Here is a 17,170-nt window from a genome sequence, read left to right as displayed (position 1 = left end):
CCGCTGTCGCCGCCAGTACCCCGTAGAACCTGCCACGAACACGCACAATTAATAGACGCCGTTTGTGAGTTGAGCCGCATATGCAGGCCTCCCAGCAACGACTCCGCGAGGACATCGAAGCGAACGCCCGCTTCGGCGACATCGACGTGCCGGCGGGACGCGGCCGCACCGTCCTGACCGGGAGCGACGCCGACCGCCGCGCCCGCGAATACTTCGTCGAGCGACTGCGCGACGCCGGCCTCTCGGTCCGCGTCGACGCCGTGGGCAACGTCGCCGGCCGGTGGGTTCCCGAGGGGGCCGACCCCGACGCGGCCCCCGTCGCCGCCGGCAGTCACCTCGACTCGGTCCCCGAGGGCGGTATCTTCGACGGCCCGCTCGGCGTCTACGCGGCGCTCGAAGCGGTCCGGTCGCTCCAAGAACGGCAAGCGGACCTCGCGCTCGACCGCCCCATCGACGTCGTCTCGTTCACCGAGGAGGAGGGCGCGCGCTTCTCCCACGGCCTGCTCGGGTCGTCGGTGGCGACGGGGACGCGCGACGCCGCCGACGCGCTCGCGTTCCGCGACGCCGACGGCACGACCCTCGAAGCCCATCTCGACGCTATCGACTTCCGCGGGACCGACACCGTCGACGCCGCGGCGTGGGACGCGTGGGCCGAACTCCACATCGAACAGGGGACGGTGCTGGAGTCCGCGGGCGCGTCGGTCGGCGTCGTCGACGCCATCACCGGCATCACGACCTGCGCGGCCGACATCGTCGGCGAGGCCGACCACGCGGGCGCGACGCCGATGGACGAGCGCCGCGACGCGCTGGTCGCCGCGAGCGAGTTCGTCGTGGCGTTTCGAGCCGCGGCCGACGACGTGGCGCAGAATCGGAGTTCGACCGCCGTGGGGACCGTCGGCCAGTTCGACGTGGCCCCGAACGCCCGCAACATCGTCCCCGGGGAGGTCGCCCTGCAGATGGACATCCGCGACGTGGACTACCGCGCGATGGACGCCATCGCCGAGCGGGCCGCCGCCGCCCTCGACGAGCTCGAAGCCGCCCACCCGGTCGAGACGAACTTCGACCGCTACCGCGACCAGCGCCCCAGCCAGATGGCCGACGACTGCGTCGCCGCCGCCCTCGACGCCGCCGCGGCCGAGGATATCGACGCGAAACGGATGCACTCCGCGGCGATGCACGATACTGCAAATGTTGCCGACGTCACCGATGCCGTGCTCCTGTTCGCTCCGTCGGCGGACGGCCTCTCGCACAACCCCCGCGAATGGACCGATTGGGAGGACTGTGCGACCGCGGCGACGGTTCTCGCGGGGACGCTCGCTCGCCTCGCCGGCGCGTGAGCCGCGGCCGGCGGCCCGCCTCGTCGTGAACTAGTTCTCCGTTTTCACACATTTCACGGCCATATTTGCGTCTCTACCGCGGTTTCGTCGCGACCGCGGCACCTGTCTCGATATGTAACACGCGACACTGGGTCAGCCCGTGTCGCGGGCGGACGCTCGTGTACCAGCGTCTGGGGCGCGCTCGAACGCGAACCGCGGCTTTCCGTGCCGCTCCGGTCGAACCCTCGCCCCGAGAGTTATCGAGTTCCCCCCGCGAAACCTGCGGCTACTCGCTCTGTCCCGGGCGTTGTCATCAAATACAACGACTCTCCGGGACGTGTGCGGTGCGACCGCGAACAGCGCCGCCGAGCGGCCGGATATCGAGGGCGACGCTGATTCCGCGTATCTGGCAATCAATGGGGTTCGAGCGACGGGCGTCGCTTCGGGTGCGTCACGGGTCGCGCGCTCGTTCACGCAAGTCGGGACCCGGTCGTCTCACGGCCCCGTCGCTTGCTGGACAATTATCGAGTGATATCCGCTTCGAGCCCCGGTCTCAACACCGATTTCCCTCATCCCATTTCGATTGCAAGATATTCGGAACAGCTATGACACCAGATGGACGTTCTCGTAGCATGCCCGAGAACCCCAACACCGATGCGCCGTCCCGCACGCTGAGCACGGTGGACACGGCGGTCAGCGTCGTCCGGGCGCTCGAAGAGTTGAACGGGGCGCGCGTCGCCGAGTTAGTCGACTACCTGGACCTCTCGAAGTCCACGGTGTACAACCACCTCGCGACCCTGCGGAAGAACAACCTCGTCGCCAAGGACGGCGACAGCTACCATCTTAGCCTCCAGTTCCTGCTTCTGGGCGAGTACGTGCGCAACCAGCAGATACTCTACCAGGTCGGCAAGGAGGAAGTCGAGGCGCTCGCGGAGAAGACCGGCGAGTACGCCCACCTCTCGACCGAACAGCACGGCCTGCGCATCAGTCTGCTCAAGGTGCGCGGCGAGCGCGCGGTCGGCAGCCAGTACCAGCGCTCGAAGATTCAGCGCCCGGACAACCTCCACGCGTCGTCGACCGGGAAGGCCATCCTCGCGTTCCTCCCGCGCAGTCGGGTCGGGGAAATCGTCGACCAACACGGCCTGCCGGCGAAGACCGACGCGACCATCACCGACCGCGACGCGCTGTTCGACGAACTCGACGCCATTCGGGAGCGGGGATACGCCTGCAACGACGAGGAGGAAATCGAGGGCCTCCGCGCGGTCGGCGCGCCGATTCGAGACCGCAACGGCACCGTCCTCGGCGCGCTGAGCGTCTCGGGGCCGACGAGTCGCATCAAAGGCGAGCAGTTCCGCGACACCATCCCCGAGATGGTCACGAGCACGGCCAACATCATCGAGGTGAACATGAACATGGCGGCGCGGAGTTCCAACGCCGGGCGCTTCGACTGAACCGCCAACCCCCGACGGCCATGACACAGATATGCCCGTAATCTTTTGTGGCATCTCTCTCGATTTCAGGGTGTTCGGTCGGGCGATTCGGTGCTCTGACCGTCGTCCCGACCGTTACACCGGGGATAATCCTCGCACCATCTTCGAAAATATCATGTGTTTGAACACTGTCGGTGTTGTGATTCGAAGAGCCGTCCCGCGGCCGTCGTCCGCCGCTCGAAGGGGGAAGAACTGAACCGTCAGTCCCGTCTCTCGTGGGTGAACGGTGTCTCTCCGATGTCGACACGCTCCAAGGTAATCGTCCGTATCTCCATGTCTTCCAAGACAGCGCCCCACCCGCCGACGACGGCCGTTTCATCGCCCGTATCGAGCGTGAGGTTCTTGTACGCTCCCAGGTCGGACAGTGCCAATCGCGACGGCGGTCGCTCGTCTCCGTAGAACGAGATGTCGGCGACGCTCCCTTCGACAGTCGTCTCTCCTCCATCCGCGAGGTCGACACCTTCGACAGTGACCCCGAGTTCGAACCCGCTTTCCCAAAGCGGGACGATATCCCGAATGAACTCTTCGATGGTGACGTAGGTGAACTGATCTTCGGCGTCGAGGTAGACGGTCGGGTAGAGGTTCCACAGGCAGGTGAGGAAGAACCAGTGAAAGACAAACGGCAGGATACGGTCGTAGACGAGGACGCCGTAGTCTTCGTCGGAGCGCGTGTTCGGTCCGAAACACGTCCGGTTTCGGTCGATGACGACGAGGAGCGGTCCCGGAATGGTACACACGCGAAGCTCTGAGAGCACCCCACTCGGGTCGAACGCTGCGGGTGGTTCATCACCCCGGTCGATGTAGACGGACGCACGGACGACGACACCTCGGTCGCGGGCCTCTCGAAGCGCCGGGGAAAGCGACTGGAGCTGTTCGAACGACCCGGCGACCTCCACGACGGTTTCTGCGTCGTCGATGAGGTCCTGTGCGTTCTCGACTGCTGTGTCGACACGCTTGGTGACGCCGACTCGGGCGTCCATCCGCTCGGGAGTTCGGTACCGCTCGCGGACCGCTTCGGCGGCATCGTGGAGGAGTTCACCCCTGGACTCTAGGTCCGCCATCGCCGCCTCCGGGTCGCACGGCTGGACGTACAGTTTCTCTCGTTCGATCGTTTCGACGTATCCCTTCGATTCGAGGCCCCGGAGAACGTCGTACACTTGCGAGACGGGGACCGCGCTCTCACGGCCCACCTCGATAGCAGGTGAGACGCCCATCTTGAGGAGTGTGAGATAGGCGTCAGCTTGGTACGACGTGAGGTCCGCGTATTCGAGGGCTTTCGTCAGCGTTTCGCGGTCCATACCCGCACCCACACAATCGTTCACAATGAATACTTCGCTGATGCCCGACCCCGGCTCGGGGGGTCGCTTGCGTTCGACCGGGACGTGGTAAGACGCCTGTGTGGGGGATTTCGACCGCCTCAAAGCGACTGCCGTCGCCCGCGAACAGTTCACCGTTCGGATTTCTCAGTAATAGTTGAACATCTGTCACTTCTTCGGACGTCGTTGGTGGGCGATATACTACATCCGGGACCCGTCAGAGACACCGCTCCCGAGATCACGACTCACCCAGGCCAGTCGAACGTACGATGCCTGTCTCGAACCACGAGTCAACTGCCGAGTGACTGTCCCCGATCTCTCTTGAGGGAACGCTACGAACGGAGGGCACCGCCGGACATTACGGCAGTAATTTTGTAATAGATGCGTCGGTCCCGCCCCATAAATACTCTAGAGTATGATAGCTAAGCCGGTGACGAGACTCCGTGTACCGACCGAGAATCGAATCGATTCTGCCGTCACTCCCAGACACGCCGTTAGAAGCCCTCCAGAAGGGGTTTAGGATGTCGGCGAACTTATTTTTCATCGTCCTATACAGAAAATCTGCTCGTGTTCGGCATCTTACCTCATGGGACTAGTTGAAACAGAAAATCGATTTCCATCCGCTCTAATGTCGATTTTAGGGAGGAAAGAATTCTCGACAACCTTATTCTCAGCTGATTTGTTTTCTCAATCTATAATTGATATGACCTGATGGGTGAGATATGTGTGTTGCATGTGGCCGAATGTCAGACAATAGCTCCCCGCAGGATACCGAACGACGGCTCGAAGGTCGTCCGTGAGAGCTTCACGAAACACGGGGCGACGGCTCAACAGGAGACAGCTCCGTGTCTGTTCTCGCCGTAGCGTCGAGCGGGAGGACACGTGTTGGCGGGGCTCTCTCCACGGAGCGCCGCCGGGAGGAATATCGCCGCCGAAACCCCGCTCGAAACGGGGTCCTCAGTCCGCGACGGGGTCGGTCAGTTGGATTTCGGTTCGACGGTAATCGTGACGTCTTGCTCGCCGACACGAAGGGTGTACTCACCCGGAACCGCCGACACCCTCCCAGTTTCGTCGACGCGCCCGATCGATGCCGCATCGATGGGGACCGATACCGTCTCCGTGACGCCGGGGTCGAGCGAGACGCGCTCGAATCCACAGAGTTCCCTGACGGGGGTTACGCGCGTTCCGGCCTGGTCGGTGACGTACACCTGCACGACGGTCGAACCGCGTCGGTCCCCGACGTTCTCCACGGGGAGTTCGACTGTCGTGGTCCCGTGGGGTGAAATCCGTTCGTTCGTCACGGTCATCGAGCCGAACTCGAACGCAGTATAACTCAGCCCGTGACCGAATTCGAAGAGCGGGTCGTACGACGGGAGATGCTCGTCGGGACCGATCGGTGCCGGATGCGAGAAGTGATTGAACCGAGTCGGAAGGTGACTCGCGGACCGAGGGAACGAAATCGGTAACCGCCCGCCGGGGTCGCACGCCCCGAAGAGCGTCTCCGCGACGGCTTGACCACCCATCGTCCCCGGGTAGTACGCCAGCAGCAGCGAGGGAAGATTCTCCGCCATCCACTCCACGGCCAGCGGTCGACCGGTGACGAGGACGCCAACGACGGGCGTCCCCGTCTCGTGTAACGCTGTCACGAGCTCGCGCTGCGCATCGGGGAGTTCGAGCGTGGTTCGGTTCGGAAACTCGTCGGGAGCGGTACCGCTCTCCGCGGTCGGCCCGAACTCGTGGATATACCAGTTTTCTCCGACGGCGACCACCGCGACGTCCGCATCCTTCGCGGCTTCGACCGCGGCGTCGATATCGTCTGCTTCGGTTATCGTCGTCCCCCGCTCGTAGGTCACCGTCCCATCGCACACGGATTCGATTCCGTCTTTGATTGTGATGACGTCGGTGCCCGCTTCGTCGGGGACGCTCCAGCCACCGAGTTGGTGAACGGGGGTGTCTGCGTTCGGTCCAGCGACGAGAACGTCGGCACCGGGGTCCAACGGGAGCGTGTCGTCGTTCTGCAGGAGCGTCATCGACTTCCGCGCGGTCGCTAACGCGTCGGCCCGATGGGCATCGGCACCGACGACGTCCCGCGCCTCGTTCGCATCGACGAACGCGTCTTCGAAGAGCCCGAGCCGGAATTTGAGGTCGAGGACGCGCCTGACGCTCTCGTCGAGGGCGTGCTCTGCGACCGCCCCCGCTTCGACGAGCGACACGAGATGGTCCGCGTGCGCGACCGCATCGACTGACGCGACATCGAGTCCAGCGTTGCGGGTCATCCGGACCGACTCGCGGTGGTCGCTCGCGACGTGGTGGTCTTCGTGGAGCATCCGGACCCCGTTCCAATCAGAGACGACGGTTCCATCGAATCCGAGTTTCCCTCGCAGAAGCTCCGTGAGATATTCGCGTGAGCCGTGTGCGGGTTTCCCGTCGATCGCGCTGTAGCAGGGCATAACGGACGCGACGCCCTCGTCGATCGCGTCGACGAACGACGGTAAGAAGACGTTTCGAAGGAGGTACGAGGACACTTCGACGGGGGCAGTATCCTCCCCCCGTGCGGGCTCGCTATAGGCCGGGAAGTGCTTCGCGGTTGCCGCCACGGAGTTGGGGTCGTCGAGACCGTCGCCCTGGTATCCACGTACCATCGCACCTGCCATCCGCCCGCACAAGAATGGACTCTCGCCGAACGTCTCGAAGGTGCGACCCCACCGCGGCTCTCGGGCAACGTCACACGTGGGCGAGTAGTTCTGCTGTGCCCCCGATTTTCGGACTTCGGTTGCAGTGACCGCTGCTGCGCTCTCGACGCAGTCTTCGTCCCACGTTGCCGCCATCCCGAGTCCGTTCGGGAACGCCGTCCCTTCGGCGACGTACGCGTGACCGTGGACAGCATCCACGTTGAACAACAGCGGGACGCCGAGTCGGGTCTTCGACAGCGCGACTTCTTGCAGGTGGTTGACCGTCTCGACCACGTCGTCGATTCGAGAGTCGAGCGCCCCGGCCCATCCGAACGACGCGACAGCGCCGACTCCGGATTCGACGATTTCGTCTTCGACCGTTTCGACCGATTTGAACTCGTCGAGCTCTCCCGCCCACGTGCCGACGAGTTGCCCGACTTTCTCTTCGACCGTCATTCGGTCGAGAAGGTCCTCGATGCGCTTGTCGGTCGGGAGAGTCTCATCTCTGTAAGGGGGGTGCTTGCTTTCTGACTGCATACGGCGAAGAGAAAGCCGCTACTACTTATACATTTGCCAACGCATGAGTAGCGCCGCTCAGGCGGCCGTGTTTCGCGACGAGAGCGTGACCGTGCCGCGTTCTCCGACTCCGAATCCGAATCCGACTCCGAATCCGAATCCGACTCCGAATCCGAATCCGACTCCGAATCCGAATCCGACTCCGACGTGTTCGGTGTGGCCCTCTTGGGAGAAGTGTTACCGCAGACAACTGCTACACCCAACCAAATATTTATTAACAATGGGTGTGGTTTGTTATCAGTACGTCATGTCAGACAGTACTGGCCGCTTTAGCGACTTGATTAGCCGGCGCAGTTTCGTCGAACTAACCGGTGCAACCGGAATCGCAGCCCTTGCGGGGTGTAGTGGTGCTTCCACCGGAGGGGGAACGACCGACGACGGTGGCTCGAACGGGGACACGACCGGGTCCAATGGAGGCGAGACCGGCGGTGACGATTCCGAGACGCGTGGGGCGACTGTCCTCGACAAGAAGATGGTCGGTGCCACGAACAACGGCGTCCCGACGAACCTCCACCTGAACCCGGAAGCGACGCAGAACTACGACCCACGAGCAGGGAACTTCGTCTTCGAACGGTTCGCCGCCTACAACTTTTCGACCGGTGAGTTCGAGTTAGCCGCGCTCGACTCGTGGTCCATCGACGGGCAGACGGTGACGCTCACGCTCCGGGACGACCTGCTGTGGGATACCGGCGAGGACGTGACCGCGCGTGACGTCCTGACCCAGTTCCGCCTGATGAAGAAGATGAACACGTCGCTTTGGGACTTCACCGAGAGCGTCGAACGGGGCGAAGACGACAAGACCGTCGTTCTCAACCTCAAGCGACCGTCCAACCCGGAGGTCATCAAACACACGCTCGCCAACGGGTCGCTCCGACTGTTCGCGTACCATCCGACCTTCGAACGGTTCCTCGACAAAGACGCCGAGGCGCTCCAGCAGTTCAAATACGAAGGCGACGTGGTCGCGAGCGGTCCCTTCTCGGTCGCGTCGAAGTCGAAGCAGTCGTGGGAACTCACGAGGAACCCCGAATACTACGGCGCTGATAACGTCAACTTCGCGGGCATCTCGCTTCTCTCGCGGGCGGACAACACCGCACTCCAACAGGGTCTGATGGGCCGCGAACTCGACTTCGTCACGAGCCTCTTCGCGCCGCCGAAAATCGTCAACAACTTCCCCGACTCCGTCGAAGAGGTCACCATCTCTGCGAAGTGGGGGTACGGCGTCCTGTTCAATCACGACGACCCCGACTTCGGGAAGCGAAACGTCCGGCAAGCCGTCGCTCACGTCATCAATCGCCAGCAGGTCGTTGAGAATGCAGGGCCACGAACGAAAGCACCCGCACCGAAGGTTACTGGCATCGCCCCGGACGACCAGGAATCGTGGCTCGGTGACGCGTACGACACCTTCGAGAGTTACGGCATGGCGGCGTCTCAGACAGACAAAGCCGCGTCTCTCCTTCGGGAGGCTGGCTACTCGAAGGAAGATGGCACGTGGACGCACAGCAGCGGTCGAACCCTCGGTGGGACGTACTACACGCCCGCCGGCTGGACGGACTGGACCACGGCGACGAACACTGTCGTCGACCAGTTGAACGCGTTCGGCTTCGACTTCGAAATCAGCCAGAAGCCAACGGGAGACTTCTTCGGCGGCTACATCGAATCCAACTTCAAGATCGGCGCGTTCTACTGGATGCCCGGTGGTGCCCGGTCGTCGTTCCCGTACTTCCCGCTCCGCTGGCAGCTCACTAACCCGGACATCGACGGCGGTCACAACTTCCCGGAGGGCGAACAGACTGTCCCCGGGATGGACGGCGGCGAGACGACTATCGACCCACTCTCGGTGGTGCAGGAGATTTCGACCACGCAGGACCGAGCCGCGACGGAGGAACTCATCAAACGTGTCGCGTGGCACCACAACCAGAACCTCCCAGTACTGGGACTGGTTGCGAAGTTCGAACAGTCGTGGCTCACCACCGACGAGTGGGACGTCCCGGCGGAGGGGAGCGACGACCGAGCAATCAAGTGGCCAAGCGAGTGGCTCCCACGCCAGGGGCAGCTCACGGCCGAGCGGTAATCGGAGTGGAGCAACGCAACCATGAGTAACTACTACGTCCGTCGGACGGCCAGGGTGTTCGCGACCATCTTCGCGGTCGCGACGCTCACGTTCGGACTGATTCGGCTCCTTCCAGGCGGCCCCTTCACGCAGTTGCGCGCGCAACTGCTTCGGCAGGGCGTTCCGGCATCGGAGGTCGACGCTCGGATTTCGAATCTCCAGAACATCAACCCCAACGCGCCGCTTTGGCGGCAGTACCTGGACTACATGGGCTCCGTCGCACAGGGGAACTTCGGCGAGTCGATTTCGCTGGGCGAACCGGTGGCACAGGTCATCGCCGAAGCGGTGCCGTGGACGGTGTTCGTCGTCCTGGTGTCCACGATTCTCATGTTCACCGTCGGTATCTTCCTCGGGTCGTTACAGGCCTACTGGGAGGGTTCACGGTTCGACAAGGGGTTCAGTGGCCTTTCGATCGGCCTCATGTCCGTCCCCTTCTACGTCGTCGCCGTCATCTCGCTGTACGTCTTCGCGTACCAGTGGGGATGGTTGCCGACGGCGGGAACAGTCGGGACCAACGTCGAGAAGGAACTGAGCGTCCCGTTCTTGCTCAGCGCACTCGAACACAGTCTCTTGCCCATCTTCTCGTACGCGCTGGGCGGAATCGGCGGGCAGGCGTTGGCCATGCGGGGGAACAGTATCCAGGTGCTCGGTAACGACTACGTCCGTGTCGCGAGGCTCCGGGGACTCGCCGACCGTCGTATCGCAACTCGGTACGTCGCGAGGAACGCCATCCTTCCGATGTACACCGGGTTCCTGCTGCTCCTCGGATTCCGCCTGTCGGGGACCGTCATTCTGGAGCAGATATTCTCGTACACCGGACTCGGCTACTACATGTTCGCCGCGCTGAAGGCGAACGACTACCCGCTCATGATGGCGACGTTCCTCGTCATCACCGTCGCGCTCGTCGTCGGCGTCTACATCGCCGACCTGACCTACAGCAAGATCGACCCGCGAATCAGTTCCGGAGGTTCTGATGAAGCGTACTGAGAGAGCGGAATCCAGCGAATCCGAATCCAGCGAATCGGTGTCTAGCGCAGCGGTTACGGACGGTGCCGGCGTCGACTGGCGAGGGTCGGCCTCGTCGTCGATGACGGTGACTCGTGAGGAGCGACTTCGAGAGTTCTACGAGGAAACCGTCTTGGAACCGATGCTCGTCGCGTGGTCGGACAGCAGAACCCGACTCGGACTGCTCGTCATCGGTTTCTACGTGGCGTTGGCGCTCGTGGCCGTCTTCGGTCTCTGGCGAGAGCCCTCGACGAGTCAGGCCCCTCGGTATCTGACGCTGTTCGAGAGCATGCAGTACCCGCTCGGGACGACTGCGTCGGGGACTGACCTCGCCGCACTCATCATCCACTCGACCCCGGACATCTTGTTGATGGTCACCTCGGGTGGACTCTGGGCGACCGGTATCGCCGTCCTCGTCGGGACCGTCGCTGGGTACAAGGGCGGTTCGGTCGGACGCGCGTTGATGTCGGTGTCGGACTTCGTCATGGCCATCCCCGGACTCCCGCTGGTGATGATTCTCGCGATTACGTTCAATCCAAAGAACCCGATCCTGCTCGGCATCGTCATCAACATCAACTACTGGGCTGGCCTCGGCCGGTCGATCCACTCGCAGGTGCTGACGATTCGGGAGAACAACTACGTCGAAGCCTCGCGGACGATGGGCGTGAGCACGCCGCGAATCATCCTGAAGGACGTGATTCCGAACATCATGCCGTACGTGACGGTCAACTTCGTGTTCGCCGCGCGGTACGTCGTGTTCGCGTCGATCGGGCTGTTCTTCCTCGGCGTGTTGCCGTACTCCGACCAGAACTGGGGCGTCACCCTGAACTTCGCGTACAATGGTGGTGCCCTGTTCTCTTGGGGCGCCGCACACTGGCTTCTCGTTCCGATGGCCGCGATTATCGGCCTCTCGGTCGGACTCATCCTCCTCGGACAGGGGATGGACCGCGTGTTCAACCCGCGCGTTCGGACTCGTCTGACGGGGGAGTCAGCGTCGACCGCTTCGACCGACGAGAAAGACACCGGGATGACGGAGGTACTGTAGATGACTGCCAAACGGCGCGGAACGACAACCCCTACGACAGCTATGACGACAGACGACCCAATCATCGAGATTAACGACGCGGCCGTCACGTACGACGGCGGCGAGACGTTCGTGTTGGACCACGTGAGCATGTCTATCGAACGTGGCGAGATTCTCGGCATCGTGGGCGAGAGCGGAAGCGGCAAGTCGATGTTCGCCGACTCGATGCTGGACGCCATTCCCGACCCCGGACGACTGTCCGGTGAGATACTCTACCACCGCGACGATGGGACCACGGTCGACGTGCTCGAACTCTCCGACGACGAACGTCGAGAGTTCCGGTGGGAGGAGGTGTCGATGGTCTTCCAGGGCGCGATGAGTTCGTTCAACCCGACGATGAAGATCGGCGGGCACTTCAGAGAGACGCTGAAGGCCCACGACGCCGACGTCACGTCGGGAATGGAGTTCGCCCGTGAACTCCTCTCTGACCTGTACCTCGACCCGGAGCGCGTGCTGACGTCGTACCCGCACGAGCTCTCCGGCGGGATGCAGCAGCGGGCACTCATCGCCCTGTCGCTCGTTCTCGAACCCGAGGTGCTGGTGATGGACGAACCGACCGCCGCACTCGACCTCCTGATGCAGCGTTCGATTCTGACGCTCCTCGAAGACCTACAGGAGAAGTACGATCTGACGATGGTGTTCATCACCCACGACCTGCCACTGGTCGCCGAGCTCGCCGACCGGATGGCCGTCATGTACGCCTTCCAACTCATCGAGGTCGGCGACCGTGAGCAACTCATCGGGAACAGTGGGCACCCATACACGCGAGCGTTGCTCAATGCGACGCCGGACATCGAAGCACCGCTCGAAGAGATGCGACCGATCGAAGGCCAGAGTCCAGCACCCGTCAACGTTCCGCAGGGGTGTTCGTTCGCACCGCGATGTCCGCTTGCGACCGATGAGTGCCGAGCTGAAGACCCGGCGTCCACGCAACTCGAAGCCGGCCACGCCGTGGCTTGTCACCACGCGGAAGACGCGCGAGACGAGATTGCGCTGCACTTCGACCGTTCCGAGGAGTTCGTTCCGGTCTCGGGAGGTGGTGGGTCGTGAGCCGCGCCGACGAACCGTCGGCTGAGTTCGACCAACGCGACGAGCCACTCATCTCACTCGAAAACGTCGAAGTCAACTTCGAAAAAGACCAAGGGCTGTTCGACCTCTTCGAGGAGCCAGACGTGGTCAAAGCGGTCGACGGCGTCTCGCTCGACATCGAGGAGAACGACGTCCTCGCACTCGTCGGGGAAAGCGGATGTGGAAAGACCACACTCGGGAAGACGACCATCGGACTCCAGCGACCGACGGGCGGGACGGTGACGTACAAAGGACAGGACATCTGGGCCGCCAAAGACGGCGACGGAGAGATTCCGTTCGACGAGATTCGGTCGTCGCTCCAGATCATCCATCAGGACCCTGGGAGCTCGCTCAACCCAAACCGGCGGATTCTGAACATCCTCGCGGAGCCGATCAAGCTCACTCACCCGGAGGCCGGGACCAGCGAACGCCGCGAGCGGATTCACGCGCTTCTCGAACGCGTCGGTATGAACCCCCCATCGGACTTCGCGGACCGGTACCCACACCAGCTCAGCGGCGGGGAGAAACAGCGCGTGGCGCTCTGTCGCGCCCTCTTGATGAATCCCGACGTAATCCTCGCTGACGAGGCGATAAGCGCACTCGACGTCTCCTTACGGGTCGAAATGATGGACCTGATGCTCGATTTGCAGTCGGAGTTCGACACCTCGTTCGTGTTCGTCTCGCACGACCTCTCGAACGCGCGGTACTTCGCGGAACACGGAGACGGTCGAATCGGTGTGATGTATCTCGGAAATCTGGTCGAAGTCGGTCCAGCAGACCAACTCATCGGCGACCCCAGTCACCCGTACACGAACGTCCTCCGCTGGGCGACGCCGAACCTGTCCCGACAGTCGGGCGAGGCCGGTGAGCCGCCGATGCGGAGGATAGACATCCCAGACCCGGTCAACCCACCGAGCGGGTGCCGTTTCCACACGCGCTGTCCCGAAGCCCGTGAGGCGTGCCGAGAGGTGCCACGACTCCAACAGTCCGGCGAGGCCGCTGGCCACCGCGTCGCCTGCTTCAGAGACGACCCGAACCACTCCTATTGGGATAGCGACCCGCTGACGGAGGAGGGCGACTGATGTGAGTGGTTGGTCGTCGCCGCCGCGTCACTCGCTTGTCACCGGTTCGAACCCGCCGTTCCATCTCGACCGAAGCCTGACCGGTATCGGTCGAATCGGGAACTTGATAATCAGTGCGAAAAACGGTACCGTATGGCACAGATAGAGACGGTTGTCGACGTTATCTGCGACCAGCGCGACCGGTTCCCGCTGTTCGTCGCAATCGGCATCGTGATGGGGCTCCTGCTCGGGTTCTCGCTGTTGTATCTCGAACCGGGAACCGCCGCGTACGCGATTGCGCTCGTCGACGTTGGCCTCGTTGCGGTCACGGTGGTCGGGTTTGGCGGCGGCTTTTGGCTCTGTACGAAGCGCTCGGTAGAGGAGTGACACGGTACTGACGACGGCGCTGAGCACTCGGCGAGGGAGCGGCCGGCCGGTCTCACGAGAAGCGCGCTGCCTGCGCGACACCCGGCCGCCGCTGAGTAAGTCGAGCCGGCAAAGCACCCAACCGCTCCCTAGAGACACCAGCCAGGTGGTCTCCGTTCGGCCCCACGGAAGCGGTTAACCGTGTAAACAAAATAGATAGAAACCCAGTATGACAACTATAGTATATTAAACGGTCAGTCCGATGACCGCGGACGACTCACCTGAGATGACAGCGAGGTCAGCGATCGACTCACCAACTATGCTCGGATTTGATGTGGCAATTGTGTTCTAATACTACAATAATGTGCCGGTCGGTTCTTGACCCCAAATCAGTCGGACACCGTGGGACCGCTCTGAGTACGCTGTCCCGCTCCCACCAGAGACACGATCTCTCGCACGATTCCCTCGTGGTTGACCGTGGGTGTCGGACCCTTTCCCGAATTCCCCGGTCAACTCGATTCGATCACGTTGAACAGAACCTCGTGAAGACTCGGTTTCGCACGCGTGGGAGCTGTTTTGACCAAGTCCCTCCTCCTGCGAGTGGAAGTCACCTGAGCTGCGACATAAGTTAATAAATAAAACAATACTGTGTGCCTCGAATCGCATCGACAGTTGACTGACGAGTCAAGTTGCAGGCGTTGTGATCTAGAGACTGAGACTGCTAAACGGAATTTTAAATTGAATATTAGCGAAAATGATAAATTATCCGCGGTCGGAACGGGGGTGTCACCCACGCGGTAGCGAGCGCGTTGCTCGGTTCGGTGGGTGTCGGTGAGGCACGCTCGTATCGGACCGCCGCTCCGTCACCGCGTGGGTCGGACCGTCAGTCCAGTCGCGCTTCCAGCGACTCGACGAGCGAGTCGTTGCCGATGTAGACCGGGACGCGGTCGTGGATACCGTCGGGCGTCCCCGAGAGAAGCGACACCTCGCCGTCGGACGACCGCCCGCCCGCGCACTCAATGATGTAGCCGATGGGGAAGCCCTCGAACTGCTGGCGGAGTTTCCCGCTCGGTGCGTCGGTCTGGGCGGGGTACGCGAAGACGCCGCCGTAGTGGAGAATCTGGTTCACGTCGCCGATCATCGACCCGCCGTAGCGGAGCTTCATCCCCTCGGTCCGCTCGGTCTCGCTGGCGAACGCCTCGAACTCGTCGAACCAGCGGTTGACGCGGCCGCCGAAGCTGAAGATGGCCGGGTCGTCGGGCAGCGTCAGTTCCTCGCGGAGCGGGCGCTTGACGCCCGATTCGAGGATGTACTCGCTGACGACGCCGTCGCGGGCGGCCACGAGCGTCGTCACCGGGCCGTAGAGGATGTAGCCCGCGGCGAGCAGGTTCTCGCCGCCCGTGGGGAGCGGTTCGTCGTAGACGCTGTAGAGCGTCCCCATCACGTTGTTCGGCTTCAGGTTCGTCGACCCGTCGAGCGGGTCGAGCGCGACCGAGACGCCCTCGCCGACGTCGATGACGTCGGGGCGCTCCTCGCTGGCGTACTCGCCGACGCCTTCGAGGGGGCGAAGCCGCTTCAACAGCAGTTCGTCGGCGTACGTGTCGGCCTCCATCTGGCGCTCGCCGCTCGGGTTCGTCCCATCCTCGTAGACGCGCCGGCCGGGCAGTCCCGCCCGAATCGACGGCGCGGCCGCACAGAGTGTCTCGACGACGGCGTCGACCACGTCGTCCTCCCGACTCGATGCGTCTGTCATGCGGTCGATACACCCCGCGGAGGCGCGGGCGCGCCGAAGCGGTTCGACGGAGCGCCGACGGGCGATGCACGGACGGGCGTCGGGGTGGTCGTCATTACCTACTGGTCCCGTGGGCGAAGTATAGTTCTGTCCCCGCGCGTAAGCGTTGCACGACGCCGACGGCGGAGTTGGCGGCGGGTTTTCGACTCCGGCTCTGTTGATGCCTTCGCTGGTGGCGGTTGTTGGATTCGTGCTGAATACAGGCGCGAGTCGGTTATCGGTTCAGCACTCAATGTGGACAGCTCAAATCGCTACGTACAGAAGAACCGCTTTTCGCCTCGGGTTTCCTCGCTTCGCTGCGGGGACCGCTCGGCGAAACCCCGCTCATGCCAAAAAGCCGGTCTCGGTTCGCTCGACCGCTGAATCGCGCTCACTACCGGGTCCTTCGGACCGCTCGTTCGCGCGAATGCTTTTCGTTCACTACGCACGCGCCACTGAGCGGTTAGTTCAGCGTCGGTACGATGGAATAACGAGGCCCCCGTGAGAGCTACACCGTCTGTCTGTTTCACACTCTTTTTGACAGATTTCCAGTCATCGGTTGAAACTGACGGCTCTAGTGATGCACCAACGCCGGGGCAAGGACCATCACGCATCTGTTAGAGAGAACAGATAGAGAAACAGGAGAATCGAACTGCCAAACGTCAATGCGCCGTACAGAGGCAGAGACTTCCACGAGGCGGTTCGGCTGAACCGATTCGACACGAGAGCTCCGACTGCTGACAGTCCCAGAAGGCCATACACGACCGGCAGTCCCTCTAACGAGAGATAGCCGCCGATAACCTCCACAGCGATCATCGTCGAAAGGAGTCCACAACAGAGAGCGAGGATGCCAGCGGTGGACCGTCGGTTACTAGTCAGTCCCATACCGAGTTGTGACAACCAGTTGTACTAAATTCTTTGTCGATAAGTGGAAACGGATTACTGAGCGGCGAACAGCCGTTCGAACACGACCGTCGGGAACTGCGGTTCGAGTCGGCTCGGCGGCCGCCCCTTCCGGTCGACGCGCTCCGCCGTGACTCGGCGGGTGATGCCGTCTTCGGCGAGTTCGTAGAGGATTCGCTTGACCGTCGTCGCCGAGAGGTCGACCGATTTGGCGATGTGCTGGCTCGCCGCCTGTACCGACTCCTGTTGGTCGGGGCGCAACGCGAGGAGTTCGTGGAGCACCTGCTGGCGGTTCTCCGGGAGCGCGAGCACGCGGCCGAGCGAGACGCAGGGTTGGGGGACCGCGGCGATGCCCGCGGCGACGTCGGCGGCCGTGATGCTCCGGTGTCTGTTGCGGACCGCCTCGTCGGCCGCGCCGAACAGCGCCGCGAG

11 protein-coding genes and 1 pseudogene are annotated in these 17,170 nt (G+C 62.8%); 8 read left to right on the top strand and 4 right to left on the bottom strand.

Annotated elements, in window-relative coordinates; translation table 11 throughout:
• Positions 1-80 precede the first annotated feature (80 nt).
• The gene (locus BN996_RS00505; protein ID WP_089776719.1) at positions 81-1,337 is read left to right on the top strand and encodes a hydantoinase/carbamoylase family amidase; all 1,257 of its coding nucleotides are present in this window, start codon (positions 81-83) and stop codon (positions 1,335-1,337) included.
• Positions 1,338-1,948: 611 nt separating this feature from the next.
• Positions 1,949-2,767 carry an IclR family transcriptional regulator gene (locus BN996_RS00500; RefSeq protein WP_089776718.1) on the top strand — a complete coding sequence of 273 codons (819 nt, stop codon included), beginning with the start codon at positions 1,949-1,951 and terminating at the stop codon, positions 2,765-2,767.
• 239 nt (positions 2,768-3,006) lie between these two features.
• On the opposite strand, the gene BN996_RS00495 is transcribed toward BN996_RS00500, so the two are convergent.
• Complete coding sequence (locus BN996_RS00495; protein ID WP_089776717.1) at positions 3,007-4,104, bottom strand: TrmB family transcriptional regulator; 1,098 nt, start codon at positions 4,102-4,104, stop codon at positions 3,007-3,009.
• Positions 4,105-5,099: 995 nt separating this feature from the next.
• Entirely contained in the window at positions 5,100-7,250 is a 2,151-nt protein-coding gene (locus BN996_RS00490; protein ID WP_089777277.1) for a glycoside hydrolase family 3 N-terminal domain-containing protein, read from the bottom strand.
• Between the two features lie 592 nt (positions 7,251-7,842).
• Here BN996_RS00490 and BN996_RS00480 point away from each other — a divergent pair.
• The 6 genes from BN996_RS00480 to BN996_RS00455 all read left to right on the top strand — a co-directional run bounded on the left by BN996_RS00480 (position 7,843) and on the right by BN996_RS00455 (position 14,085).
• Positions 7,843-9,441 (top strand): ABC transporter substrate-binding protein, encoded by a 1,599-nt coding sequence (locus BN996_RS00480; RefSeq protein WP_089776716.1) that lies wholly within the window; start codon positions 7,843-7,845, stop codon positions 9,439-9,441.
• A 21-nt stretch (positions 9,442-9,462) separates the two neighbouring features.
• The gene (locus tag BN996_RS00475; protein ID WP_089776715.1) at positions 9,463-10,467 is read left to right on the top strand and encodes an ABC transporter permease; all 1,005 of its coding nucleotides are present in this window, start codon (positions 9,463-9,465) and stop codon (positions 10,465-10,467) included.
• Between the two features lie 100 nt (positions 10,468-10,567).
• Positions 10,568-11,530: an ABC transporter permease gene (locus BN996_RS00470; RefSeq protein WP_089776714.1), complete on the top strand. Its 963-nt coding sequence runs from the start codon at positions 10,568-10,570 to the stop codon at positions 11,528-11,530.
• Positions 11,531-11,572: 42 nt separating this feature from the next.
• A complete protein-coding gene (locus tag BN996_RS00465) occupies positions 11,573-12,619 on the top strand; it encodes an ABC transporter ATP-binding protein (RefSeq protein ID WP_089776713.1) in 1,047 nt (348 codons plus the stop codon).
• Entirely contained in the window at positions 12,616-13,719 is a 1,104-nt protein-coding gene (locus BN996_RS00460; protein WP_089776712.1) for an oligopeptide/dipeptide ABC transporter ATP-binding protein, read from the top strand. The genes BN996_RS00465 and BN996_RS00460 overlap by 4 nt, the downstream gene beginning before the upstream one ends.
• Before the next feature lie 132 nt (positions 13,720-13,851).
• Positions 13,852-14,085, top strand: coding sequence for a hypothetical protein (locus BN996_RS00455; RefSeq protein WP_089776711.1), 234 nt, complete (start codon positions 13,852-13,854; stop codon positions 14,083-14,085).
• An 862-nt stretch (positions 14,086-14,947) separates the two neighbouring features.
• Here BN996_RS00455 and BN996_RS00450 read toward each other — a convergent pair.
• The gene (locus tag BN996_RS00450; protein WP_089776710.1) at positions 14,948-15,817 is read right to left on the bottom strand and encodes a class 1 fructose-bisphosphatase; all 870 of its coding nucleotides are present in this window, start codon (positions 15,815-15,817) and stop codon (positions 14,948-14,950) included.
• 957 nt (positions 15,818-16,774) lie between these two features.
• Positions 16,775-17,170 (bottom strand): annotated as a pseudogene (locus tag BN996_RS00440) (ATP-binding protein); the annotation flags it as partial.

The sequence above is a fragment of the Haloferax massiliensis genome, from assembly GCF_001368915.1.
GTDB classification, from domain to species: Archaea; Halobacteriota; Halobacteria; order Halobacteriales; family Haloferacaceae; genus Haloferax; species Haloferax massiliensis.
This window is presented reverse-complemented; position numbering and strand designations above follow the sequence as displayed.